The sequence below is a fragment of the Methylobacterium sp. D48H genome, assembly GCF_053345715.1.
The window spans coordinates 1-24,213 of the sequence record NZ_JBKFAP010000001.1 but is presented as its reverse complement, the minus strand read 5'-3'; the positions used below and the strand labels follow the sequence as shown (position 1 = coordinate 24,213).

At 71.1% G+C, this 24,213-nt stretch carries 21 protein-coding genes; 11 read left to right on the top strand and 10 right to left on the bottom strand.

The genetic code is table 11. The features are described from left to right. Window positions 1-85: 85 nt before the first annotated feature. Window positions 86-556, bottom strand: coding sequence for an AMP-dependent synthetase (locus ACLBX8_RS00105; RefSeq protein ID WP_447697524.1), 471 nt, complete (start codon window positions 554-556; stop codon window positions 86-88). A 285-nt stretch (window positions 557-841) separates the two neighbouring features. Here ACLBX8_RS00105 and ACLBX8_RS00100 point away from each other — a divergent pair, with 285 nt between their 5' ends. Beyond that, window positions 842-1,255 (top strand): hypothetical protein, encoded by a 414-nt coding sequence (locus ACLBX8_RS00100; RefSeq protein WP_020093376.1) that lies wholly within the window; start codon window positions 842-844, stop codon window positions 1,253-1,255. Between the two features lie 25 nt (window positions 1,256-1,280). Here the strand turns inward: ACLBX8_RS00100 and ACLBX8_RS00095 are convergent, their stop codons facing one another. After that, window positions 1,281-1,970 (bottom strand): uracil-DNA glycosylase, encoded by a 690-nt coding sequence (locus ACLBX8_RS00095; RefSeq protein WP_447697523.1) that lies wholly within the window; start codon window positions 1,968-1,970, stop codon window positions 1,281-1,283. A 282-nt stretch (window positions 1,971-2,252) separates the two neighbouring features. Between ACLBX8_RS00095 and hemH the strand changes: the two genes are divergently transcribed. Then, window positions 2,253-3,335: a ferrochelatase gene (gene hemH / locus ACLBX8_RS00090; RefSeq protein ID WP_447714461.1), complete on the top strand. Its 1,083-nt coding sequence runs from the start codon at window positions 2,253-2,255 to the stop codon at window positions 3,333-3,335. 93 nt (window positions 3,336-3,428) lie between these two features. Then, window positions 3,429-3,587 (top strand): hypothetical protein, encoded by a 159-nt coding sequence (locus ACLBX8_RS00085; RefSeq protein ID WP_020093373.1) that lies wholly within the window; start codon window positions 3,429-3,431, stop codon window positions 3,585-3,587. 46 nt (window positions 3,588-3,633) lie between these two features. Here ACLBX8_RS00085 and ACLBX8_RS00080 read toward each other — a convergent pair whose 3' ends face one another. After that, complete coding sequence (locus ACLBX8_RS00080; RefSeq protein WP_447697522.1) at window positions 3,634-4,566, bottom strand: peptidylprolyl isomerase; 933 nt, start codon at window positions 4,564-4,566, stop codon at window positions 3,634-3,636. A gap of 261 nt (window positions 4,567-4,827) precedes the next feature. Between ACLBX8_RS00080 and secA the strand changes: the two genes are divergently transcribed. The 7 genes from secA (at window position 4,828) to ACLBX8_RS00045 (ending at window position 16,975) form a co-directional block, all read left to right on the top strand. Next, window positions 4,828-7,719 (top strand): preprotein translocase subunit SecA, encoded by a 2,892-nt coding sequence (gene secA / locus ACLBX8_RS00075; protein WP_026604963.1) that lies wholly within the window; start codon window positions 4,828-4,830, stop codon window positions 7,717-7,719. A gap of 7 nt (window positions 7,720-7,726) precedes the next feature. After that, window positions 7,727-8,398, top strand: a complete 672-nt coding sequence (gene bioD, locus ACLBX8_RS00070; protein WP_447697521.1) for a dethiobiotin synthase — start codon at window positions 7,727-7,729, stop codon at window positions 8,396-8,398. Between the two features lie 114 nt (window positions 8,399-8,512). Beyond that, window positions 8,513-10,456, top strand: a complete 1,944-nt coding sequence (locus tag ACLBX8_RS00065) for a potassium transporter Kup (RefSeq protein WP_447714460.1) — start codon at window positions 8,513-8,515, stop codon at window positions 10,454-10,456. Between the two features lie 307 nt (window positions 10,457-10,763). Next, window positions 10,764-11,168 (top strand): hypothetical protein, encoded by a 405-nt coding sequence (locus ACLBX8_RS00060; protein WP_020093368.1) that lies wholly within the window; start codon window positions 10,764-10,766, stop codon window positions 11,166-11,168. A gap of 158 nt (window positions 11,169-11,326) precedes the next feature. Next, the gene (gene ahcY / locus ACLBX8_RS00055) at window positions 11,327-12,727 is read left to right on the top strand and encodes an adenosylhomocysteinase (protein WP_012317745.1); all 1,401 of its coding nucleotides are present in this window, start codon (window positions 11,327-11,329) and stop codon (window positions 12,725-12,727) included. Window positions 12,728-13,098: 371 nt separating this feature from the next. Further along, the gene (locus ACLBX8_RS00050; protein WP_447714459.1) at window positions 13,099-15,705 is read left to right on the top strand and encodes an ATP-binding protein; all 2,607 of its coding nucleotides are present in this window, start codon (window positions 13,099-13,101) and stop codon (window positions 15,703-15,705) included. A gap of 37 nt (window positions 15,706-15,742) precedes the next feature. Further along, on the top strand, window positions 15,743-16,975 hold the full coding sequence (locus ACLBX8_RS00045; RefSeq protein ID WP_020093366.1) for an MFS transporter: 1,233 nt from the start codon (window positions 15,743-15,745) through the stop codon (window positions 16,973-16,975). A 219-nt stretch (window positions 16,976-17,194) separates the two neighbouring features. Here the strand turns inward: ACLBX8_RS00045 and tolB are convergent, their stop codons facing one another. The 4 genes from tolB to tolQ form a co-directional block, all read right to left on the bottom strand. After that, window positions 17,195-18,532 (bottom strand): Tol-Pal system beta propeller repeat protein TolB, encoded by a 1,338-nt coding sequence (gene tolB, locus ACLBX8_RS00040; RefSeq protein WP_091976958.1) that lies wholly within the window; start codon window positions 18,530-18,532, stop codon window positions 17,195-17,197. A 66-nt stretch (window positions 18,533-18,598) separates the two neighbouring features. Continuing rightward, window positions 18,599-19,939, bottom strand: coding sequence for a cell envelope integrity protein TolA (gene tolA, locus ACLBX8_RS00035; RefSeq protein WP_447714458.1), 1,341 nt, complete (start codon window positions 19,937-19,939; stop codon window positions 18,599-18,601). Window positions 19,940-19,948: 9 nt separating this feature from the next. After that, entirely contained in the window at window positions 19,949-20,395 is a 447-nt protein-coding gene (locus tag ACLBX8_RS00030) for an ExbD/TolR family protein (RefSeq protein ID WP_020093363.1), read from the bottom strand. A gap of 27 nt (window positions 20,396-20,422) precedes the next feature. Next, window positions 20,423-21,139 (bottom strand): protein TolQ, encoded by a 717-nt coding sequence (gene tolQ, locus ACLBX8_RS00025; protein ID WP_012317751.1) that lies wholly within the window; start codon window positions 21,137-21,139, stop codon window positions 20,423-20,425. Between the two features lie 308 nt (window positions 21,140-21,447). On the opposite strand from tolQ, the gene ACLBX8_RS00020 reads away from it, so the two are divergent. Then, window positions 21,448-22,236 carry an HpcH/HpaI aldolase family protein gene (locus ACLBX8_RS00020; protein WP_020093362.1) on the top strand — a complete coding sequence of 263 codons (789 nt, stop codon included), beginning with the start codon at window positions 21,448-21,450 and terminating at the stop codon, window positions 22,234-22,236. Window positions 22,237-22,239: 3 nt separating this feature from the next. Here ACLBX8_RS00020 and ybgC read toward each other — a convergent pair whose 3' ends face one another. From ybgC to ACLBX8_RS00005, 3 genes are all read right to left on the bottom strand, one after another. After that, a complete protein-coding gene (gene ybgC, locus ACLBX8_RS00015) occupies window positions 22,240-22,692 on the bottom strand; it encodes a tol-pal system-associated acyl-CoA thioesterase (RefSeq protein ID WP_042669272.1) in 453 nt (150 codons plus the stop codon). Between the two features lie 90 nt (window positions 22,693-22,782). Further along, window positions 22,783-23,508, bottom strand: coding sequence for a DUF4142 domain-containing protein (locus ACLBX8_RS00010; protein WP_447714457.1), 726 nt, complete (start codon window positions 23,506-23,508; stop codon window positions 22,783-22,785). 367 nt (window positions 23,509-23,875) lie between these two features. Further along, the coding region (locus ACLBX8_RS00005; protein WP_447714456.1) for a Holliday junction DNA helicase RuvB C-terminal domain-containing protein at window positions 23,876-24,213 on the bottom strand (338 nt) is incomplete at its 5' end.

Here is a 24,213-nt window from a genome sequence, read left to right as displayed (position 1 = left end):
GGGGCCGGTCGCGTCGCCGGACGGTAGCACGCAAGGTTCAGGTCCGCGACGGTGCCGCGGCCCGCGATCCGCGATGCGGCGGTTGTCAGGCGTGCTCGGCGAGGGCGAGGTCGAGGCTCGCGTAGTCGGCGCCCGGACCGTTCCACCACACCGCCGGATAGGCGGTGAGCCGGCCCATCACGCCGGCATAGGCGTCGGCGAGCGCGGTATCGACGACGACCAGCACGGCGCCCGACTGCGCGAGGCTTTCCGCCAGCGCCGCGTCGCGGCCGGCGCAGTCGAGGCAGACGACGCGCAGGCCGAGGCGGGTGAGGCCGAGGCGCATAGCCTCGACCTGCCCGAGATCCTGCACCAAGAGCGCCACGGCCTGCCCGGCCCGCAGGCCCTCGCCCCAGGCCCAGCGCGAGACGCGGTGCGGACAGACCGCCGCGACCGGCACCGCCGGCGCGCCGCGCCGCTCCGCGCTGGCGGCTCCTTGCGCACCCGGCCGGGCGCGCCGGTCGGCGTCGCGAGCCGGGAGTGGGGTGGAGGCCGCCGGGTGATGGACGCCGTACATGCGATGCGGACCGCCTGAATCTGGACACACTGCAGGTCCTGGCGTGACGCGAGCAGGTTAACACTCTCTCTCACCCGGGCGTTCCGTCGAAAAACGACCGTCTTTTCGTCGACGCGCGGGCCGGCGACTGGACCTATGGCGAACGGGCCGTGAACCGGGACGGTTGAATTGCCGACATCTCGGGTCGCATCTTCGGTCGCATTGGCGCGCGCGCGGGTCCGGCCTATGTCCCGCCCGCCAGAGGCGGCCCGCGAGAGGCCGCCCCCGATCGAGGAACCGCCGCGCATGCGCCCCACTACGACCCGGATCACACTCCTCGCCGCCGTCACGCTCGCGGCCCTGCCGGCGCAGGCGCAGATCCGGAACGCCCCGTCGCCGCGGGCCCTGGAATTCGCCGCCTACATCTTCGCGGCCTCGAACGTCTGCGGCTACCGGATCGGCAGCGACCAGTTCGAGGCCCTGCTGGCGAAGCAGAACGTGCAGATCGGCGACGTCCAGCCGCGCGGACCGTTCGGCAACCGAGTGCAGACCATGTTCACGCTGATGTCGAACCAGATGGCGCAGAACCGCGACCAGGCCTGCCTCGCGGTGGCCGGCGAGTACGGGCCCGAGGGCACGGTGGCCAAGAACGTGCTCCTGCCCGCCGGCCAGGACCCCGCCGCGCCGGCGAAACCCGCCGAGCCCGCCAAGCCGCAATAGCCCATTCGCGGGATTGCCGCCGGCCTCAGCCGAGGCGCCAGTCGATCGGCGGGCGCCCGTGCGCGGCGAGCCACCGGTTGGCCCGGCCGAACGGGTCGGAGCCGGGGAAATCCCGCGCCCGGTTGAGCGGCGAGGGGTGTCCGCTCTCGAACACGCCGTGGCGGGTCGCGTCGATGAGCGCGGCCCTCGCCCGCGCCTGGGCGCCCCAGAGCAGGAACACGGCGGGCTCCGCGCGGGCCGAGACGGCGCTCACGGCCTGATCGGTCAGCGCGGCCCAGCCGTAGCGCAGGTGCGCCCCGGCCTTGCCGGCCTCGACGGTGAGCGCGCTGTTGAGCAGGAGCACGCCCTGCCGCGCCCAGGGCGTCAGGTCGCCGCCGGCGGCGCGGTCGGATCCCGCCTCCGCCAGGATCACCTTCAGCGAGGCGGGCAGGCGACCGGAGCCGACGAACGAGAAGGCGAGGCCGTTGGCGTCGCCCGGCGTCGGGTACGGATCCTGCCCGAGGATCACGGCCCGCACGTCCTGCAGCGGGGTCTCGGCCAAGGCGCGGAAGATCCGGTCCGGTGCCGGCAGCACCCGGGCGCCCGCGGCGATTCGGGCATCGACCGGCGCCGCCACGGCGTCGGCCTCCCCGCCGGCGAAGAACGGCAGGCTCAGCCAGGGCGAACCGGAGGCGCGGAAGGCCGTGAGGGCGTCGGCGACGGGTGTGGCGGCCATGGTCTCTCGCGATCGGTTTCCACGCCGAGATAGGAGGTGGACGCGCACCGTCATCGGCGCGGCGGTTGCGGCCGGGAGCCGCCCGTGTTTAGGGACGGGGGTCGAGCGCGCGGCCTGTCGCGGTGCGGCATGTCGCGTCCGCCCTTCGCCGGGCGGCTTCGCACCCTACATGGAAGCGCACCCGACGGGGTTTAAGCGCCGGCCAAGCCGAGGCGTACGCGCCGGCCGCCGGATATCGGAAGCCAGAGGAAGGATCTCGGCGCGCGGCGCCGGAACGCTGCCATGAACGAACGCGTCGAACCCGCCGCGCTGGCGAATGGCCGGCCCCTCGCACCGCTGCAGCCCGCGGCGAGCACCCTTCCGGCCGACCACCCGAAAGTGGCCTGGGGCCGCGTCGGCGTGCTCCTGATGAATCTCGGGACGCCCGAGGGCACGTCCTACTGGCCGATGCGCCGGTATCTCAAGGAGTTCCTGTCGGACCGCCGGGTAATCGAGGTACCGCGGCTGATCTGGTGGCCGCTCCTCAACCTGATCATCCTGACGAAGCGCCCCGGGCCGAAGGGCCGCGACTACGCCAGCGTCTGGAACAACGCGCTCAACGAGGGGCCGCTGAAGACGATCACGCGCGGCCAGAGCGAGCGCCTCCAGGCGGCCATGGGCGAGTCCGTGGCGGTCGACTGGGCGATGCGCTACGGCAAGCCCGAGGTCGCCGGCCGGATCCAGGCGCTGCTCGACCAGGGCTGCGACCGGATCCTGCTGGTGCCGCTCTACCCGCAATACGCCGCCGCGACCTCGGCCACGGCCTGCGATCAGGCCTTCCGGGCGCTGATGGACATGCGCTGGCAGCCCACGGTGCGGGTCTCGCCGCCCTATCACGACGACCCGGTCTACATCGCCGCCATGGCCGATTCGATCCGCGAGGGCCTGGCCAAGCTCGACTTCGAGCCGGAGGTGATCCTCACCTCGTTCCACGGCGTGCCGCGGAGCTACCTGCTCAAGGGCGACCCGTACCATTGTCAGTGCCACAAGACCGGGCGCCTGATCCGCGAGGCGCTCGGCCTGTCTCCGGAGAAGATGCGGGTCACCTTCCAGTCGCGCTTCGGCAACGAGGAGTGGCTGAAGCCCTACACCGACGAGACGGTGATGGAGCTCGCGAAGTCGGGCGTGAAGCGGATGGCGATCGTCGCCCCGGGCTTCACGGCGGACTGCCTGGAAACCCTCGAGGAGCTCGACGGTGAGAACCGGCACTATTTCGAGGAGAACGGCGGCGAGCGCTTCGCCTACATCCCCTGCCTGAACGACAGCGACCTCGGCATGCGGGTGATCGAGCACGTCGTGCGCCGCGAGCTCCAGGGCTGGATCTGAGATCCCGGCGGGGATGCCGCTTGCGGCGCGGCCCGGCCCGCCTATTATTTTCCTAAGCCGAACGGGCCCATCGGTTCGGCGCGGGAGGATCACATGGCGTTCTTCATCGGCATCGCGTGTCCGTGGCTGCTGATCGCGGTGCTCGACAGGATCGCCGAGGGGCGCCGCGGCGCCGAACTCTCGGCTCTCGGCATCACGCCCCAGCCGGCCCCGGCGCGATCCAGCTACCTCGTCCCGGATCGGCCGTACTGACGACACGGCGCGGCCCCGCGGGGCCGCGCCGGTCAGCCCCGGACCGTCACTTCTTCGGCTCGGGCGCGGCCTGAGCCGCCGGCGGCGCGTCGGCGCGGTCGATCTTGGCCTCCGAGCGGAGCTTCAGGATCATGTCCTGCTGCGCCTTGCGGATCAGGTGCTGGTCGATCTGCTCCTTGAGCTCGTCGAAGGTCGGCTGCGGCTTCGTCCGCTTCTCCTCGACCTTGATCACGTGCCAGCCGAACTGGGTCTTGATCGGGTCGGAGACCTGGCCGGGCTTCATCGCGAAGGCGGCGTTGGCGAAGTCGGGCACCATCCGCTCCTTGGTGAACCAGCCGAGATCGCCGCCCTCGGCCTTCGAGCCCGGGTCCTTGGACGCCTCGGCGGCGACCTTGGCGAAGTCCTCGCCGCCCTTGATGCGCGCGGCGATCTTCTTCGCCTCGGCCTCGTTGTCGACCAGGATGTGGCGCGCGTGCACCTCCTCCTCGGGCTTCATCAGCTTGACGGTCTGATCGTAGATCGCGTGCTCCGCCTCGGGCGTGACCGCGCGCTTGGCCTCCTGCTCCAGGTAGTCGTCGAGCAGGAGCTTGTCGCGGAAGTAGGCGAGCTTGCGCTTGAATTCCGGCGTGTCGCCGACCTTGGCGGCCTCGGCGGCCTGCGCGCCGACGCGGAGGTCGACCATGTAGTCGACGAGCAGGCTCTTCTTCTGAGCCTCGTCGACGCCGGGCAGCGACAGGGCCGGGTCATCGGCCGCGATGGCGAGGTCGCCCTGCGTGATCGGCTTGCCGTTCACGCTCGCCACGACCGCGTCGGCGCTCGGCACGGCGGGGGCGGCGCTCTGGGCGGCGGGGGAAGCGGCAGCCGGCGTGTTGGCGGCCGGCGTGGGGGCCTTCTGGGGTGCCTGGGCCAGCGCCAGTCCCGGCATCGCGACCATGACGGCGAGCGCGCTGACGCGCCGGAGAAGGGCGGTGTTCGGCATACGGGCGAAGTCCTCGGCTCACGTCTCGGCGCCGCGCCGGATCGGCCGGGCGTCGCGCCGCGGCACAGGTGGCCCGCGTCGGGCGAGAAGGCAAGCGCGGCCATTTCACCGGTGCCGGAACCGTGACCGTACCGGCATGCGTTGAGGGCTGCCCCTTCCAGGTGCGCCGGGCGATGTTTACCTCTATAAGCCCGGCCAACTCCGTCCAGGCCGGCCCGCCACGCTCACTCGTGGGCGGGCTCGCGCGTCCGCAGGTCTATGATGCTCGGCTCCATCGCCAAGAAGATTTTCGGCTCCTCGAACGACCGCCGCGTCAAGGGCTACCGCCCGCGCGTCGCGCAGATCAATGCGCTGGAACCGGAGATCCAGGCCCTCTCGGACGAGGCCCTGCGCGCCCGCACCGACATGCTGAAGGCCGAACTCGCCAACGGCAAGAGTCTCGACGACATCCTCGTGCCGGCCTTCGCCACGGTGCGCGAGGCGGCCAAGCGCGTCTTCGGCCAGCGCCACTTCGACGTGCAGCTCATCGGCGGCATGGTGCTTCACGAGGGCGGCATCGCCGAGATGAAGACCGGCGAGGGCAAGACCCTGGTGGCGACGCTGCCGGTCTACCTCAATGCCCTGGAGGGCAAGGGCGTCCACGTCGTCACCGTGAACGACTACCTCGCCTCGCGCGACGCCGAGTGGATGGGTCAGGTCTACCGGTTCCTGGGCCTCTCCGTCGGCACGATCGTGCACGGGCTCGACGATGCGCAGCGCAAGGAGGCCTACGCCTGCGACATCACCTACGGCACCAACAACGAGTACGGCTTCGACTACCTGCGCGACAACATGAAGTACGAGCTGTCCCAGCTGGCACAGCGCGGGCACAACTTCGCGATCGTCGACGAGGTCGATTCGATCCTGATCGACGAGGCGCGCACGCCGCTGATCATCTCAGGGCCGGTGGATGACCGGTCGGAACTCTACGTGGCGGTCGACGCGCTGATGCCGCGCCTGCGCAAGGAGTTCTACGACCTCGACGAGAAGCAGCGCACGGTCTCGCTGACCGAGGAGGGCAACGAGTTCATCGAGGAGGCGATGCGCGAGGCGGGGCTCCTGAAAGAGGGCGACCTCTACGACGCCCACAACGTCACGCTGGTCCACCACGTGAACCAGGCCCTGCGCGCCCACACGCTGTTCACCCGCGACAAGGACTACATCGTCAAGAACGACGAAGTGGTGATCATCGACGAGTTCACCGGCCGCATGATGCAGGGCCGGCGCTACTCGGAAGGCCTGCACCAGGCGCTGGAGGCCAAGGAGCGGGTCACGATCCAGCCCGAGAACCAGACGCTGGCCTCGATCACCTTCCAGAACTACTTCCGCCTCTACAAGAAGCTCGCCGGCATGACCGGAACCGCCTCGACCGAGGCCGACGAGTTCGCCGAGATCTACAAGCTCGACGTGGTCGACATCCCGACCAACAAGGAGGTCGAGCGCGTCGACGAGGACGACGAGGTCTACCGGACCGTCGGCGAGAAGTACGAGGGCATCATCGCCGAGATCGACAAGGCGCATGCGCGCCACCAGCCGATCCTGGTCGGCACCGGCTCGATCGAGAAGTCGGAGCACCTCGCCGAGATGCTCAAGAAGGCCGGCTACAGCCTGCTCGACTACTCCGACCCGAACGCGCTGACCGACGTCTACGCCGCCGCCCGCGAGGGCCGGGTGACCAAGCGCTTCGCCGTGCTCAACGCCCGCTTCCACGAGCAGGAGGCCTACATCGTGGCCGAGGCCGGCGTCCCCGGCGCGATCACCATCGCCACCAACATGGCCGGCCGCGGCACCGACATCAAACTCGGCGGCAACCTCGAGATGCGGATCGAGAAGGAGCTGGGCCACCTCGCCGACGGTCCGGAGCGCGACGCCGCCATCGCGGCGATCAAGGCGGAGATCGCCGAGAACCGCACCAAGGTGCTGGCCTCGGGCGAGCCGGCCGATCCGGAGGCGGGCCGCAAGAAGGCGCTGCCCGGCGGCCTCTACATCATCGGCACCGAGCGTCACGAATCGCGGCGCATCGACAACCAGCTCCGCGGCCGCTCCGGACGCCAGGGCGATCCCGGCCGCTCGAAGTTCTACCTGTCGCTTCAGGACGACCTGATGCGCATCTTCGGCTCCGACCGCATGGACGGGATGCTGCAGAAGCTCGGTCTGGAGCAGGGCGAGGCGATCATCCACCCCTGGATCAACAAGGCCATCGAGAAGGCGCAGCAGAAGGTCGAGGCGCGCAACTTCGACATGCGCAAGAACGTGCTCAAGTACGACAACGTCATGAACGACCAGCGCAAGGTCGTGTTCGAGCAGCGCCGCGACTTCATGGGCCAGGACAGCGTCCGCGAGACCGTGGACGAGATGCGCGAGGGCGTGATCGACGACCTCGTCGCCCGCCACATCCCGGAGAACGCCTACGCCGAGCAGTGGGACGTCGCCGGCCTGCGCGAGCAGGTGAAGGAGATCCTCAACCTCGACGTGCCGGTCGAGGACTGGGCCAAGGAGGAGGGCATCGCCGACGAGGAGATGCGCGAGCGCCTGCTCAAGGCGGCCGAGACCGCCTATGCCGAGCGGACCGAGAAGAACGGCGCCGAGGTCACGGCCTATATCGAGAAGCAGGTCCTCCTGCAGACCCTCGACCATCTCTGGCGCGAGCACCTCGTGACGCTGGACCACCTCCGGCAGGTGATCGGCTGGCGCGGCTTCGCCCAGCGGGACCCGCTGAACGAGTACAAGTCCGAGGCCTTCGACCTGTTCAACGGTCTCGTGACCGCCCTGCGCGAGCAGGTGACCGCGCAGCTCTCGCGGGTCGAGATCATGATGCAGGAGCCGCAGGAGGAGTACCCGCCCGGCGGTCCGGCGCTGCCGCCGATGTTCGCCCAGCATCTCGACCCGGTCACCGGCGAGAACGAGATGGACTACGCCGGTCTCGGCTCGGGCAGCGACGGCGGCGGGGGGCCGGCCTACGGCTTCGCCGCCCAGGGCCTCGCGGCGGACGGCGCCGTGCTGGAGCGCGACCCGACCGACGCCGCCACCTGGGGCCGCGTCGGCCGCAACGAGCCGTGCCCGTGCGGCTCGGGCAAAAAGTACAAGCACTGCCACGGCAGCCTCCAGGCCTGAGGCGGGGATGCCCGCGCGGGCGCTGTTCATCGCCGGGGCCGGGACCGAGATCGGCAAGACCTACGTCACCGCCGCCCTGACGCGCCGTCTGCGGGCTCAGGGCCGGACGGTGCGGACGGTGAAGCCGCTCGCGAGCGGTGTCCCGCCGCTGAGCGATCCCGGCTTCGTCGAGAGCGACACCGCCCGGCTGCTGGACGCGCAGGGGCTCGCCCTGGACGAGGAGGCCGTGGAGGCCTGCTCGCCCTGGCGATTCGCGGCACCGCTCTCGCCGGATCAGGCCGCCGTGCTGGAGGGGCGCTCCCTGGACCTCGCCGACCTTGTCGGCTGGTGCCGGGCTGAGATCGCCTGCACCCAGGACACGCTGCTGATCGAGGGTGTCGGCGGGCTCATGAGCCCGGTCACGGAGGCCGCCACTGGCCTGGACTGGCTCCGCGCGCTCGGCGTGCCGGCGCTCCTCGTCTCGGGGAGCTATCTCGGGGCGATCAGCCACGCGCTCACGGCCTGCGAGACCCTGCGGCTCCACGATGTGCCGCTGCGCGCGGTGGTGGTCAGCGAGAGCCTGGGCACGCCGGCGCCCGCCGCGACCGTGGCCGCGGCCATCGCCCGTCATGCCGGCGCGCCCGTATTCTGTCTGCGCCGTGGTGACGCCTGCCCGGAGGAGCTGACCGGCTCGATCTGAGCGCCGCGACAGCGTCGCTGGACGGCGCGGCCGTGGCCCCTAGCTTTACCGCCACGGCGTCGCGCCCGGCGCCCGGATGGTCGAGGCCGGGTGGCGCCGTGGGGGAATCCTGCGGTGAGCCAGACCCTTGCCCCGGCGGCGAGTCCCCGATCCGAGACCGGCCCGGTCGACGCGGGAGCGGCGCGCGACCGGCTCCGGCCGGCCCTCGTCTTCGGCGCGCTGGGCGTCGTGTACGGCGATATCGGCACGAGCCCGCTCTACGCGTTCAAGGAGGCCGTGAAGGCCGCGACCGCCGGCGGCGCCTCGGTTGCTGCGGCGGCCACCGGCGCGGTGTCGCTGATCCTGTGGTCGCTGATCCTGATCGTGTCGCTGAAATACGCGGTGCTAATCCTGCGCGCCGACAACCGCGGCGAGGGCGGCATCGTCGCCATGCTGGCGCTGCTCGGCGCCCGTCAGGCCCGGCCGGGAACGTGGAAGGCGCTGCTCTTGGTGGTCGGGCTGGTGGGCGCGGCGCTGCTCTACGGCGACGGCGCGATCACGCCGGCGATCTCGGTGCTCTCGGCGATCGAGGGCCTGAAGGTCGACGCGCCGGCGCTCGGGCCGTACGTCGTGCCGATCACGCTGGTGATCCTGGTCGGGCTGTTCCTGGTCCAGCACAAGGGCGTCGCCGCCATCGGCCGGGTGTTCGGACCGGTCATGCTCGTCTGGTTCGTCGTCCTCGGGCTCCTCGGGATCGCCGGGATCGTCGCCAAGCCCGAGATCCTGGCGGCGGCCAACCCGTTCCGGGCCGTCGATTTCATGCTCCATGCCGGCTGGCACGTCAGCTTCGCGATGCTCGGCGCGGCCTTCCTGGCGGTGACCGGCGGCGAGGCGATGTACGCCGATCTCGGCCATTTCGGCGCCCTGCCGATCCGCATCGCGTGGTTCGCGCTGGTCCTGCCGGCGCTGGTGCTCAACTATTTCGGCCAGGGCGCCCTGCTGATCGCCGCGCCCGACGCCCTGGAGAACCCGTTCTTCCGCCTCAGCCCCGACTGGGGCCATCTGCCCCTGGTCGCGCTCGCCACGATGGCGACCATCATCGCCTCGCAGGCGATCATCTCGGGCGTGTTCTCCCTGACCCAGCAATCGGTCCAGCTCGGCTTCCTGCCGGCCATGCGCATCGTCCAGACGGCGCACGAGGAGCGCGGCCAGATCTACGTGCCGGCGGTCAACTGGCTGCTCGCCGTGGCGACCCTGACGGCCGTGGTGGTGTTCGGCTCCTCCGACGCCCTGGCCGGCGCCTACGGCATCGCGGTCTCGATGCTGATGGGCATCACCACGCTGCTCGCCGCGCTGATCGCGCTCCGCTGGGGCTACAACCCGATCCTGGTCTTCGCGGTCAACGGCTTCTTCCTCGCCATCGACCTCGTGTTCTTCGCCGCCAACAGCGTGAAGATCCTCGAGGGCGGCTGGTTTCCCCTGGTGCTCGCCGGGCTCGTCGCCGCGATGATGCTGACCTGGAAGAAGGGAAACGAGCTGGTCGAGGAAGCGAGGGCCGCCCTGCGCCTGCCGGAGGACGTCTTCCTCGGCGGTCTCCAGCACCGTGACCTGCTGCGGCTGCCGGGCACGGCCGCGTTCCTCTCGGCGGCCGAGCACGGCATCCCGCTGCATCTCTCGCGCTTCGTCGAGCGCAACCACGCCCTGATGGAGCGCATTCTGATCATCACGGCGCTCTACGAGGAGACGCCGACCGTCCCGCGGGACCGGCGCGCCCACGTGACGATCCTGGCGCCGGATTTCTACCGGGTGATCCTGCGCTACGGCTTCATGGAGGAGGCCTCGATCCCCGAGGGGCTGGCCTGCGCGGTGGAATCGCGCCACCTGCCGCCGCACGTCCTCGACGACATGACCGTCTTCGTCGGGCACGAGACGATCATCCCGCGACGGGACAAGCGGGGCATGGCGCCCTGGCGGGAGAACCTGTTCGCCTTCATGCAGCGCAACGCTGAGCGCACCGGCGCCTTCTTCGGGGTGCCGACCCGGCAGGTCGTCGAGGTCGGCACCGAGATCGAGATCTAGGCCCCGGCCCGAGACATTCCCGCCGCCCGGCAAGTCACCGCGGCGGCGCGGTCCAGAACAGGCCGAGTCGTGCGCAGAGATCGGACCACCCGCCCGGCCGCGATGTGCCTCGATCTGATCCCGGCGATTGACGCCGCGGCGTCCCTGGACGCTGCGCCGGTCCGGACCTGTTTCCAGCGCCGGCTCGCCGATGCACGGAAACTTGAGGCCGTTCCGCCGCCCCTCAGGGAACCGTAGCCTTCCGCCGTCGTTCCGCCCCGACGCAGGCGTCGCGCCCCCGGGGCGCGCGCCGGAATGGAGAGACAGCATGAACAGGGATCATCTCGAGGGCGGCGTTCGCCATCTGCGCGGCCGGATCAAGACGGCGGCGGGCGCGGTGCGCGGCCGGGCCGTCGACCAGCTCGACGGCGCCTACGATCAGGCCGCCGGCGCCGCCCAGTACGCCTACGGCGAAGCCCGGGATACGGTCCGCGACCTGCGCCACGGCGGCGAGCACCTCGTCGAGGAGGGGCGCGCCCGGTTCCGCGACGCCAGCGAGCGCGGGCACGCCCTGGCGGACGAGGCGCTCGAGCGCGGCCAGCACTACCGCGACCGCGCCGTGCGCCACGGGCGCACCCTCGCGGCGCGCGCGGACGAGAACCGCGGCACGACCCTCGCCCTGGTGGCCGCCGTCGCGTTCGGCCTCGGGTGGCTGGCGCGGCCGACCCGCTGAGCGGCGGACGGGACCTGATCCGGAGCGGGGCGGGCGTTCGCGCGGCCGCCCCGCCGATCAGAACGCATAAAGACATCTTTATGTCTTGATTGCTTCGTAGGCCGCGCGGTGGTAGGGGGTTGCCCCGACCCGCAACGCGAACACGGAGCCATCGACTCATGGCCAAGGATTACATCGTCAAGGATATCGGGCTGGCCGATTACGGCCGGAAGGAGATCTCGATCGCCGAGACGGAGATGCCGGGCCTGATGGCGGTCCGCGAGGAGTACGGCGCCGCGCAGCCCCTGAAGGGCGCGAAGATCGCCGGCTCGCTGCACATGACGATCCAGACCGCCGTGCTGATCGAGACCCTAAAGGCGCTCGGCGCCGACATCCGCTGGGTCTCGTGCAACATCTACTCGACCCAGGACCACGCCGCCGCCGCCATCGCGGCTGCCGGCATCCCGGTCTTCGCCGTGAAGGGCGAGACCCTGGAGGAGTACTGGGACTACACCTCGCGCCTGTTCGACTGGCACGACGGCGGCATGCCGAACATGATCCTCGACGACGGCGGCGACGCGACCATGTTCGTCCATCTCGGCCTGCGCGCCGAGAACGGCGACACCGCGTTCCTCGACAAGCCGGCCAGCGAGGAGGAGGAAGTCTTCTTCGCGCTCCTCAAGCGCAAGCTCGCCGAGAAGCCGAAGGGATGGTTCGCCGGCCTCGCCGACAGCATCAAGGGCGTCTCCGAGGAGACCACCACGGGCGTCCACCGCCTCTACGTGCTGGCCAAGGAGGGCAAGTTGCTCTTCCCGGCGATCAACGTGAACGACTCGGTCACCAAGTCGAAGTTCGACAACCTGTACGGCTGCAAGGAGTCGCTGGTCGACGGCATCCGCCGCGGCACCGACGTGATGATGGCCGGCAAGGTCGCGATGGTCGCGGGCTTCGGCGACGTGGGCAAGGGTTCGGCCGCGTCCCTGCGCAACGCCGGCTGCCGCGTGCTCGTGTCGGAGATCGACCCGATCTGCGCGCTCCAGGCCGCGATGGAGGGCTACGAGGTCGTGACCATGGAGGATGCGGCCCCGCGCGCCGACATCTTCGTCACCGCCACGGGCAACAAGGACATCATCACCATCGACCACATGCGGGCGATGAAGGACCGGGCGATCGTCTGCAACATCGGCCACTTCGACAACGAGATTCAGGTCGCCGGCCTGAAGAACCTCAAGTGGTCGAACATCAAGCCGCAGGTGGACGAGATCACCTTCGCGGACGGCCACCGCATCATCCTCCTGTCGGAGGGCCGCCTGGTGAACCTCGGCAACGCCACCGGTCACCCGTCCTTCGTGATGTCGGCCTCGTTCACCAACCAGACGCTGGCCCAGATCGAGCTCTGGTCCAACCCGGGCAAGTACCAGAAGCAGGTCTACACCCTGCCGAAGACCCTCGACGAGAAGGTCGCCGCCCTGCATCTGGAGAAGATCGGCGTGAAGCTCTCGAAGCTCCGCCCCGATCAGGCCGCCTATATCGGCGTCTCCGAGAGCGGCCCGTTCAAGCCCGAGCACTACCGCTACTGAGCCGGCATCATCGCTGGCGCGGACGGCCTCGTTCCCGGGGCCGGCACCGCGCCGCCGCGATCCGGCGACGCGGCCCGGTGGAGAGATTTGGAGGCCCGGCGCACTGCGCCGGGCCTTCTCGTTTGTCAAGCGCAGACGGCCGAATCGAACTGTGTCTTCTGTGTGTCGTTAACGGCTGATTATGCCGACTTTGCCCAAAGCCACGCTTCGTTCCCCTTCCGGGGCGATTCCGCCGCACCTAGAGTGCGGGCGAATCTTAGATCGATGGGGCTGCGGCGGTTCGGGAGAATCGCCGCGGGAACGGTGCCTTCTGCGCCGCGCGGCGACGCGCGCCGGTCGGACAGCCATCGGGTACGGGGGCGGGGCAAACCATGGGTGTCGGTCGTGCGACACACGTTCGGATCGGCGTGGGCGCGCTCGCGCTGACGACGGCGAGCGCGGCCTTCGCCGAGCTGCCGGAGGCTGCCGCCGCGCATCCCGCGCGGGAGATCCACAGCGTGGCCGCCCTGGCGATCTTCGGCGGCCTCGTCGCCTTCGCGGTGATCCTGTCGCTCCTGCACCTCTACGAGCGCGGCCGGTGGACCCGCCGCGAGCGCGAGCTCGCCGCGACCCTCGATGTCCTGCGCGGCGCCCATGACCGGGCCGAGATGCTCCTCAACGCCGAGCGGCAGATCATCGTCACCTGGGATCATCGCAGCGAGCCGGTGGTCGAGGGCGACATCAGCCTCGCGATCCACGGCGAGCGGCCGACCTCCGGCTATGCCCGCCGCGTCTTGGCCTTCGGCACGTGGCTCGTCGCCGCGGACGCGGCCGCCGTCGAGACCGCCGTGGAGACCCTGCGGGCGCGCGGCACCAGCTTCGCGCTGAGCCTGCGGACCCAGACCGGCCGCAACATCGAGGCCCACGGGCAGGCCGTGGCGGGGCGGGCGCTCCTGCGCCTGCGCGAGACCAGCCAGGAGCGCTGCGAGATCGCCGACCTGCGCGCGACCCTGGACGAGACCCGCCGAGGACTCTCGGCCCTGTCGGGGCTCCTCGACGCGATCCCCCAGCCGGTCTGGCGGCGCAACCGCGACGGTGGCCTGAGCTGGATCAACGCCGCCTACGTGGCGGCGGTCGAGGCGGAGAGCCGCGAGGCCGCCCTCGATGCCGGCCTGGAGCTGTTCGACCGGCCGGCCCGCGAGACGATCGCCCGCGAGGAGGCGGCCCGGTTCGCCGGCCTGACCCGGAGCGTCCCGCGCCTCTCGGCCATCGTGGCCGGGAACCGGCGGATGCTCGACGTATTCGAGACCGGGCTGGAGACCGGCCGCGTCGGCATCGCCATCGACGTGTCGGAACTCGAGAGCGTGCGCGCCGACCTGCAGCGGCAGATGAACGCCAACGTGCGGACCCTGGACCAGCTGCCGACCGCGGTCGCGATGTTCGACGTCTCGCAGCGGCTGATCTTCCACAACGCCGCCTACCGGCAGCTCTGGGACCTCGATCAGGCCTTCCTCGACGGCCGGCCCTCCGACGGCGAGATCCTCGACCACCTGCGGGCGGAGCGGAAGCTCGAGGAGCACGCGGATTTCCGCGGCTGGAAGCAGGGCGTGCTGTCCGCCTACCGGGCCGCGGAGGCGAACCAGACCTGGTGGTACCTGCCCGACGGCCGGACCCTGCGCGTGGTCGCGGACCCGAACCCGCAGGGCGGCCTGACCTACCTGTTCGACGACGTCTCCGACCGCCTGAACGCCGAGTCCCGCTACAACGCCCTGCGCCGCCTGCAGGCCGAGACCCTGGACACGCTGGCCGAGCCGGTGGCCGTGTTCGGCGCGGACGGGCGCCTGTCCCTCGCCAACCGCGCCTTCTTCACCGTGTGGCGGCTCGACCCGGAGATGATCGAGGAGCGCCCGCACGTGGACGCGGTGATCGCCGCCTGCCGGGCGCTCGCCCCCGTCGAGGAGCCGTGGCTCGACATCCGCGACGCGGTGGTCGGCCTCGAATCGCGCACGGCCCGGACGTGCCGTCTCGAGGTGGTCGACGGCACCGTGCTCGACTGCGCCGCGCAGCCGCTCCCGGAGGGCGCGACGCTCCTGACCCTGATCGACGTCACGGCGAGTGTGAACGTCGAGCGGGCGCTCACCGAGAAGAATGATGCCCTGGAGAAGGCCGCGCAGCTGCGCGACACCTTCGTGCACCACGTCTCCTACGAGCTGCGCTCCCCGCTCACCAACATCATCGGCTTCACCCAGCTTCTCGGCGACGAGACCGTCGGCGCGCTCAACGAGCGCCAGCGCGAGTATTCCGACCACATCATGCGCTCCTCGGCGGCGCTGCTCGTCATCATCAATGACATCCTCGACCTTGCCTCGATCGACGCCGGCTCGCTGGAGCTGCAGCGGGAGGAGGTTGACGTCCAGGCCACCGTCGAGGCCGCCGTCCGCGGCATCGAGGACCGGCTCGCCGAATCGCACATCACCCTCGCCCTCGACGTGCCGGAGGATATCGGCAGCGTCCACGCCGACGGGAAGCGGGTGCGCCAGATCCTGTTCAACCTGCTCTCGAACGCCGTCGGCTTCTCGGATGCCGGCCAGCGCGTGGAGGTCCATGCCCGCCGGACCTCGAAGGAGCTGCTCCTGAGCGTACGGGACCACGGCCGCGGCATGCCCCCCGAGATCGCCGATTCGGTGTTCAACCGCTTCGAGAGCCACACCCTCGGCACCCGCCACCGGGGCGTCGGCCTCGGCCTGTCGATCGTGCGCTCCTTCGTCGAGCTGCACGGGGGACGGGTGCAGCTGGAGACCGCGCCGGGCAGCGGCACCCGCGTCACCTGCACGTTCCCCACCGACCTCGCGGGCGAGGGCCGGCGCGCGCCGCCGCTCGAACCCGAGCCGCCCGTCCTGTCGCCTCCTCCGCCGCCGCCGCCGCCGCGCAAGCCGACCCTGACGCTGCAGTCGAGCAGGCCGGAGCCGCCGACATCCGACCGGCGAACGTCACCGTAGCGCTTGATTCCGCGGCCGGTCCCGCGCAGCAGGAGGCATGTCCGCGCATGATCGTTCCGGCTGGGCCGTCTTCGGCATCGGCGACTTCCGCCTGTTCGGCTCGGCCCGGTTCCTCACGGGCCTCGCCTACCAGATGCAGGCGGTGGCGATCGGCTGGTACGTCTACGACCTGACCCATTCCGCCCTGGCGCTGGGCCTCGTGGGCCTCGCGGGCTTCCTGCCGGCGGTGCTGTGCGCGCTGATCACCGGCCACGTCGCCGACGCCTACGACCGGCGCCTCGTCGGCGCCGCCGCCTTCGCGCTCCAGAGCGCGGCGAGCCTCGGCCTCCTCGCCTGCGCCCTCGCGGGCGTGCACTCCGTCTGGCCGATCTACGCCCTGGTCATCGTCGTCGGCACGGCCCGGGCCTTCGCCAACCCGGCCCTGCAGGCGCTGCTCCCGACCCTGGTGCCCGGGCCGCTCTTCGGCTCGGCGATCGCGTGGAACGCGTCCCTCTGGCAGAGCGCCTCGGTGATGGGGCCGGCGCTCGGCGGCTTCCTCTACGCCCTCGGACCCGCCGTCGTGTTCGGTGGGGCAGGGGGCAGCTTCGCCCTGGCCAGCGCCCTGACCCTGCTGATCCGCTACCGGCCGGCGGCGGTGAGCGAGCGGCCGCCGATCACCTGGGCGGCGCTCTCGGCCGGGATCGACTACATCCGCTCCCAGCCGGTGGTGCTCGGGGCGATCAGCCTCGACCTGTTCACGGTGCTGCTCGGCGGCGCCACGGCGCTGCTGCCGATCTACGCCGCGGAGGTCTTGCACGTCGGCCCGCTCGGCCTCGGCGCGCTCCGGAGCATGCCGGCCTTCGGAGCTGTCGCCATGGCGGTGCTGCTGGCGAACTACCCCCTGCGGCGCCACGCGGGCGTGCGCATGCTCCGCGCCGCCGCGGTGTTCGGGGCCGCCACGGTCGCGTTCGGGCTGTCGACGTCGCTGCCGCTGTCGATGGCCTGCCTGTTCGTCACGGGCGCCGCCGACATGATCTCGGTCTACGTGCGCCAGACCTTCGTGCAGGGCGAGACGCCGGACGCGATGCGCGGCCGCGTCTCGGCGGTGAACACGGTGTTCATCGGCGCCTCGAACGAGCTCGGCGAGTTCGAATCGGGGCTGCTCGCCGCCGCGATCGGCGCGGTCCCGGCGGTGGTGGTCGGCGGCGCCGCGACGGTCGGGGTCGCGCTGCTCTGGGGCAGGCTCTTCCCGGCGCTGAGGGCCCGCGACCGGCTGATGGTGCAGGGCTAGCGCGCCGTCGCGCGGCTCGGGACGCGACGCGTCCCGGATGACGGCCGTGGCGATCGTGGCGCCGCGAGCCGGCGCCGCACGAAACGCGGGTCCCCTCTCCCGTGTGGGGGAGGGGTAAGGCGCAGCTCTCTCGATTGGACCCGCCGTCCTGCCGTACCGTTGCACCAGGATCGGGAACGGCCCCGGAGCCCGCCTCGTGAGCCGGGCTCCGCGACGGGCTCAGCGGCCCGACAGCAGCGGCGACCAAGTCGGGTCGGACGCGTAGGCGGGCGTCGGGACCGGCTGCTCCACCTTGCCGGTGATGTCGACCATGAACAGCTTGCCGCCGCCCTGGCCGCCCGGATCGCGGAAGAACAGCACGTACTGGCCGTTCGGCGCGAAGGTCGGGCCCTCGTTGTGGAAGCCCTCGGTGAGCACGCGCTCGCCCGAGCCGTCGGGCTTCGAGACGCAGATGGCGAAGCCGCCGTTGCGCTGGCGGGTATAGGCGATCAGGTCGCCGCGGGGCGAGAAGGCCGGCTGCGAGGCCGAGCCGGGGCCGAAGGTGATCCGGTGCGGGTTCGAGCCGTCCGCCCCCATCACGTAGACCTGCTGGGAGCCGCCGCGGTCGGACTCGAAGGCGATCTGCGACCCGTCCGGCGAGTAGGTCGGCGAGGTGTCGATCGCCATGCCGTTGGTGATCGAGCGCTGGGCCTTCGAGGCGAGGTCCATCGTGACGATGTCGGCGTTGCCGCCCTGCTGGACGCTCATCACGATCTTGCGGCCGTCCGGCGAGAAGCGCGGGCTCGCGCTCATCGAATCGACGTTGCCGAGCGCCTGGCGGGAGCCGGTCTCCAGGTTGATCATCTGCACCCGCGGCTGGTGGCCGGTGGCCTGGGCCATGAAGGCGATGTCCTGCGTGGCCGGCGAGTAGCGCGGGGCCACGATCGACATCTCGCCGGTGGTGATCGCCCGGACATTGGCGCCGTCCTGGTCCATGACCATCAGGCGCTTGCGGCGGTTCTCCTTGGGGCCGGTCTCGTCCACGAAGGCGATGCGGCTGTCGAACCAGGGCCCGAGGCCGGTGATCTTGGTGTAGACCCCGTCGGCGATCAGGTGGCCGGTGCGCCGGACGTTGGCGGCGTCGGTGCCGTATTGCTGGCCGGTCATCTGCTGGCCGTTGGTCACGTCCCAGAGCCGGAACTCGACCTTGACCCGGCCGCCCTCGCGGACGACCCGGCCGGTGACGAGGCCCTGCACGCCGGTGGCGCGCCACTTCTCGAAGTTCGGCGCGGCGTCGAAGTTCGGCTGCTCGGGGAAGCGGGCGTGGTCGAGCGGCGTGAAGTAGCCGGAGCGGCGCAGGTCGTTGGTGACCACGCCGGAGACGAGGCCCGCGAGGCTCGGGTCGCCGCCGAAATCCGCGATGGCGATGGGCATCGGCTGGAAGTTGCCGCCGCCGATGCGCAGCTGCAGCTGCGCCTGGGCCGGCCCCGCCAGGAGGCCCGTCAGCATCACGAGGAGCGCGAGCAGGCGCGCGGCATAGGACGTCGGGAGGCGCCCGACGGAGGGGAGGTGCAGCATGGTGGGTCGGATCCGAGTGACGATCAGACGGGAACGCGGGAGCGGCGGGACACTGGCTGGAAGACCTCAGGTCGCCGTGAACTCGAACTCCGCGTTGATGGCCTTCCAGTCGTTGTAGTACGGCGCGTAGGTGGCCGGAATGTTGTACGGCGCGCAGCGGCGGACCGCCCGGAGCGCGGCCTGCGCGATCGACTGGTCGACCGCGCTCGCCCCGCCGCGCATGATCCGCGGCTCCGTGCTGAGCGAGCCGTTCGGGTTCAGCCGGATGTCGAGAACCGGCAGGACCACGCCCTGGGCCGCGCCGGGGGGCGCCGAGTAGCAGCGCTCGATCTGCTGCTGGAGCAGGCCGACCAGGGCGTCGCGCAGCGACGGCGACAGGCGCTGCGCGTTGCCGGTCGCGGCGCCGAGCGCCGCCACCTTCTGCACCGCGTGGCCTGTGGCGCCGGTCGACTGCGACGGCGCCTTCGAGGCGAGCATCGAGCGGATGTCGCCGGCGTTGAACTTGTCGGCGAGTTCGGCCTGCTTGCGCGCCTTGGCCTCGGCATCGGCCTTGGCCTTCGCGTCCGCCATGGCCTTGGCCTTGGCCTTCGCGGCGGCCTCGGCTTTGGCGGCGGCCTCCGCCTTCGCGGCCTCGGCTCTCGCCTTGGCGGCGGCCTCGGCCTTCTCGCGCTCGGCTTCGGCCTTGGCCTCCGCGATCTCCTTCTGGCGCTCGGCTTCCGCCTCGGCCTTGGCCTTCGCGTCAGCGGCCTTCTTGGCCGCTTCCTTGGCCGCTTCGGCCTTCTTCGCGGCGGCGGCCTTCTGGGCGGCCGCCGCGGCCTCGGCTTCCTGCTTCTCGATCAGCTTCTCGAGCTGCTCGCGCTTCTCGGCCTCGGCCTTCGCGACCGCCTCGGCCTTGGCCTTCGCCTCGGCCTTGGCGGCGGCAGCCTTCTCCGCGGCGGCCTTATCGGCCGCCTTCTCTGCTGCCTTCTCAGCCGCCTTGGCGGCGGCCTTCTCGGCGTCGCGCTTCTCCTGCGCGGCCTTCTCCGCCGCCTTGGCGGCCTGGGCCGCCTCCTGCGGATCGGGCTCGGCGCGCAGCGGCATCTCGTCCGCGTTGGCGAGCTTCATCTCGGCCGTGCGGGTCGGGGCGGTCGGCGCGTCCTGCTTGGAATTCTCGGGCTCGCGGTCCTCGAACTTCTCGGCCTTGCGGTCGGCCCGCGAGGTGGCGTTCGGCATCGGCTTGTCGGCCTGACGCTCGCCCTTTGTGATCTCGGAGAACTGGTTCTCGGTGATCACCTCGACGGGCACGCCCTCCTGGGCCTCCGGCAGGGCCGGGGCCGCGACGCTGACCAGCGCCAGCGCGAGGAGCGCGACGTGGGTGCCGGCGGAGATCCAGACACCCGGTTCCTTGCGGTCGAAGCGGAACTCCACGGGACGGCCCTACTGATGCTCAGGCTCGGTGACGAGGGCGACCTTCTTGAAGCCGCCGCCGGTCACGATCGCCATCACCTGCGCCACGCGGCCGTAATCGACCCGCTTGTCGCCGCGCACGAAGACGCGCTCCTCGGTCCCGGTCTTGGCGGTCTCCATGAGCTTCGGCACGATCGAGTCGTCGGTGAGTTCGTCCTCGCCGAGGAAGACCTGGCCGGTCTGGCGGATCGACAGGGTGATCGGCTTCACGTCGGAATTGAGCGGCGAGGCCTTGGATTGCGGCAGGTCGAGGGGCACGCCCACGGTCATCATCGGCGCCGCGACCATGAAGATGATCAGGAGCACGAGCACGACGTCGATGAACGGCGTCATGTTGATCTCGTTGATGGGTCCGCCGCGGCGGCCCCGGCGCCGGCGGCGCTTGCCGCCCTGCGATGCGCCCGCTGCCATGCCCATGGATCGGTCTCCTCTGGATCAGCCGGTTCAGGCGGCGAGCGGCAGGCGCTCGTCGATCTGGCGGGAGAGGATGGCGGAGAACTCGTCGGCGAAGCTCTCCAGCCGCGACTGCGCCTTGGAGACTTCGGCCTGGAGCTTGTTGTAGGCGAGCACCGCCGGGATCGCGGCGAACAGGCCGATGGCGGTGGCGAACAGCGCCTCGGCGATGCCGGGGGCGACGACCGCGAGCGAGGTGTTCTTCGAGGCCGCGATCGACGTGAACGCGGTCATGATGCCCCAGACGGTGCCGAACAGGCCGATATACGGGCCGGCCGAGCCGATCGAGGCGAGGAACAGCAGGCGCGACTCGAGCCGCTCGACCTCGCGGTGGATGGTGACGTCGAGCTGCTTCTCGATGCGCTGCGACAGCGACTGGATCTGCCGCCCGGAGCCCTCGAAGCTGCGCTTCCACTCTCGCATGGCGGCGACGAAGACGGCGGCGAGGCCCGTGGCCGGCCGGTCGTTGAACGAACGGAACAGCTCCTCCAGGGAGCGGCCGGACCAGAACGCGTCCTCGAACGCGTCCATCTCGGCCTTGGTCCGGCGGAACAGCAGCGTCTTGTCGACGATGATCGACCAGCACCAGATCGAGGCGCTGAGCAGCCCGATCATCACGATCTTCACGACGAAGTGGGCCTGCAGGAACAGGCCGAGCAGCGTCATGTCGGCGACAGGCGCGGCCTGCATCGCGTCGGCTGGGTTCATCCGTCGAGGTCTCCTGCTCCGGATCGCGATGCGCCGGGCGAGGCCCGCGTCCGCCGGATCCGTGAGCGATATCAACGCTGTCGCCCGCGAATCTGTCGAAAGTAAGGGCCGTCGACGGCCCCCGCGCCCCGCCGTGGCATCGCCTCCGTTAAGGGCGCGGCAGGGTTAAGGATCGGTTTCGATCCGGGCGATCCTGAGGCATGTGCCGCCGTCCGACGGGCCGTCCGGGCTGGACCTGTCGAAAGCGCCTCCCGTATGGTCGCGGCCCACGGCGCCGAGTCGACAGCCCTGAGATACGCAGGACGCGCATGACCCTCCCCGTTCCCAGCCTGCCCGATCTGCTGCCCACCGGCCCGGCCCGGTTCCTGGGCTGGTCCATGATCGCCGACCCGATGCTGGCCGGCTTCCTGGCGCGCGCCGGCTTCGACGCCGTCTTGCTGGATCAGCAGCACGGCACCTACGACTACAAGACGTCGTGTGCGGCGATCACCGAGGTCGCCCTGGCCGGCAAATCGACCCTGGTGCGCGTGCCGGTGGGCGACTTCGCCATGGTCTCGCGGATGCTCGACGCCGGCGCCGCCGGCGTCGTGGCGCCGATGATCAACACCGTCGCGGATGCCGAGGCCCTGGCCGCGGCCGCGAAATTCCCGCCGGTCGGGCAGCGGAGCTGGGGACCGGACCGGGCCATGTGGCTCTCGGGGCTCCGGAACGGCGCGGACTACCTCGCGGGCGCCAACGACCGGGCGCTCACGATCGCCATGTGCGAGACCGAGGCCGGGATCGCCGACCTGGAGGCGATCCTCGCCGTGCCGGGCATCGACGGCGTCCTGGTCGGCCCCGCCGACCTGTCGATCGCCCTGTCCAAGGGGGCGGCTATCGACCCGCTGGGATCGGCGGTCACGGCGGCCCTCGGGGAGATCGCGCGCAAGACCCGGGCGGCGGGCAAGATCCCCTGCGCCTTCGCGCCGTCGCCGGCCCGGGCCCGGGAGATGGTCGGGATGGGCTACCAGCTGGTCTCGGTCGAGTACGACGCGCTGACCATCGTCAACGCCTTCGCGCGGGTGCTCTGCGAGGCCGACCCGGCGCGGGCCGGCTGAGGTCTAGGCGGCCTCGCCGGGCGCGAGCCGCCGCCGCAGCGCGTCCGGGAGGCGGACGGCGCGGCCGTCCCGCACGCAGGCGACCGTGACCTCCGCGGAGACCAGCACTTCGTCGCCCCGTCGGACATCCTGGGCGAGCTGCATCGACGCGCCGCGCAGGGCGCGCGTGCGGGTCACGACGGTGAGCAGGTCGTCCATCCGGGCCGGCCGGAGGAAATCGAGGCTCATGCGCCGCACCACGAAGACGAGGCCGCGTGCGTCGCGGTGCAGGTCCGACTGGTCGCCGGCGAGTTCCCGCAGCAATTCGGTGCGGCCGCGCTCGAGGAAGCGCAGGTAGCTGGCGTGGTAAACGAAGCCGGAGAAGTCTGTGTCCTCGTAGTAGACGCGCACGCCCATCCGGTGGGGCGGGGCACCGTCCTCCGCGGGTCCGTCACTGGCGGGCTCGATCGCGCTCATGCGCCCCTTTAGCGACGGGCGGTGCGACGGCGCAACACGACGAGGGACGCCCTGGGGCGGCCCTCGCGCAGATCACGCCATGCGCGGCGCTCAGCCGCCGATGCGGGCCGCGAGGCTCGCTGAGTGGGCGTGCTCGTCGGCGATGTAGGGGAGGGCCTCGGTGGCGAACTTGCGGCCCTGGGCGTTGTCGCCCTGCTTGGCGTAGGCGTCGTAGAGCGCCAGGGTGCGGGCGTCCGAGCGGGCCTGCTGGTCGATGTAGGCCCGGTCGAAGGCCCGGCCGTTCGGGGCCGCCTGGAGCTGCGCCAGACGCGCCTGGCCGCGCTCGCCGAGGGCCACGCGGCGGCCCGGCTCGGCCGGGCTGTTGTCGACGATGCCGACCGCGCCGAGGGCGCCGCCGACGATGCCGGTGCCGATGTTGGCGGCCACCGTCACCGGCGCGAGCACCAGGCCGACCGGGTTGCTCAGGTCGGTGCGGATGCCCTGGTTGTCGGAGACCACCGAGCCGTTGCGGGTGAGGGAGGTGTTCGGCGGCAGCAGCGCGTCGGTGGTCGCCTTGCGCTCGACGAGGACGCGGTTGGCGTAGTTGCGGACCCGAGGGTTGCGCGACCGCTGGAGGGCGATCCGGCTCGCCTCGATGCTGGCGGCGTCCGAACGCAGCGCCTCGGCCCGGAAGGCGGGCGTCTCGGTCGCGGCGGCGCCGACGCCGTCCTGATTGGCGAAGGGCAGCACGCGGATCGGCAGGGCGTCCTGCGCGAAGGCGGGCGCCGAGATGGCGGCGACGGACAGGCCGAGCACGGCGAGCGTGAGTTTCTTCATGGCGGAAGTTTATCCCTGACGTTGTTCTTGAGATCGCGAAGATCTGCCGCGATCGGAGGGCAGGACCCTGATCGGAACAGCCTTGCCGGCGCCGAGCGGACTCGGCGCGGTCGCCTCCCCAACTGTCGCGTTTCGGCGCTGTTCCACGCGCTCCGGCAGTTTTTACACGTACGTGATCGGCGAGACCCCCGCCTAAGCTTGGCAATATTGTTCCGAGACGATCGACAAAATGGCTGTTACGGCAGCGACTTGCCGAGATCGCGACGCGGAACTCACCCGTCTGCCGCGCGCAGCATCGCGCGATCCGCGCATGTGCCCGGTGAAATGCTGGTCCGAATTCAATGCATGGAGACGCGTTGACCGGTCCTCAGGGCTCTCCGTCACCGAAGAAGCCGAACTGCCCGGGCGTCTCGCGCTTCGGTTCCGGCATCTGCATGTGCCGGTAGGCGTGTCGGGTGAGGACGCGTCCGCGGGGTGTGCGCTGCACGAAGCCGCGCTGGATCAGGTAGGGCTCGATGATGTCCTCGATCGCGTCCCGCGGCTCCGACAGCGCCGCCCCGATCGTCTCGATCCCCACGGGCCCGCCCCCGAACGAGCGCGCGATCAGGCTCAGGTACTTGCGGTCCATCACGTCGAGACCCGCCCCGTCCACGTCCAAGAGCTGCAGCGCCCGGTCGGCGATCGCCCGCGTCACCGTCTCGGCCT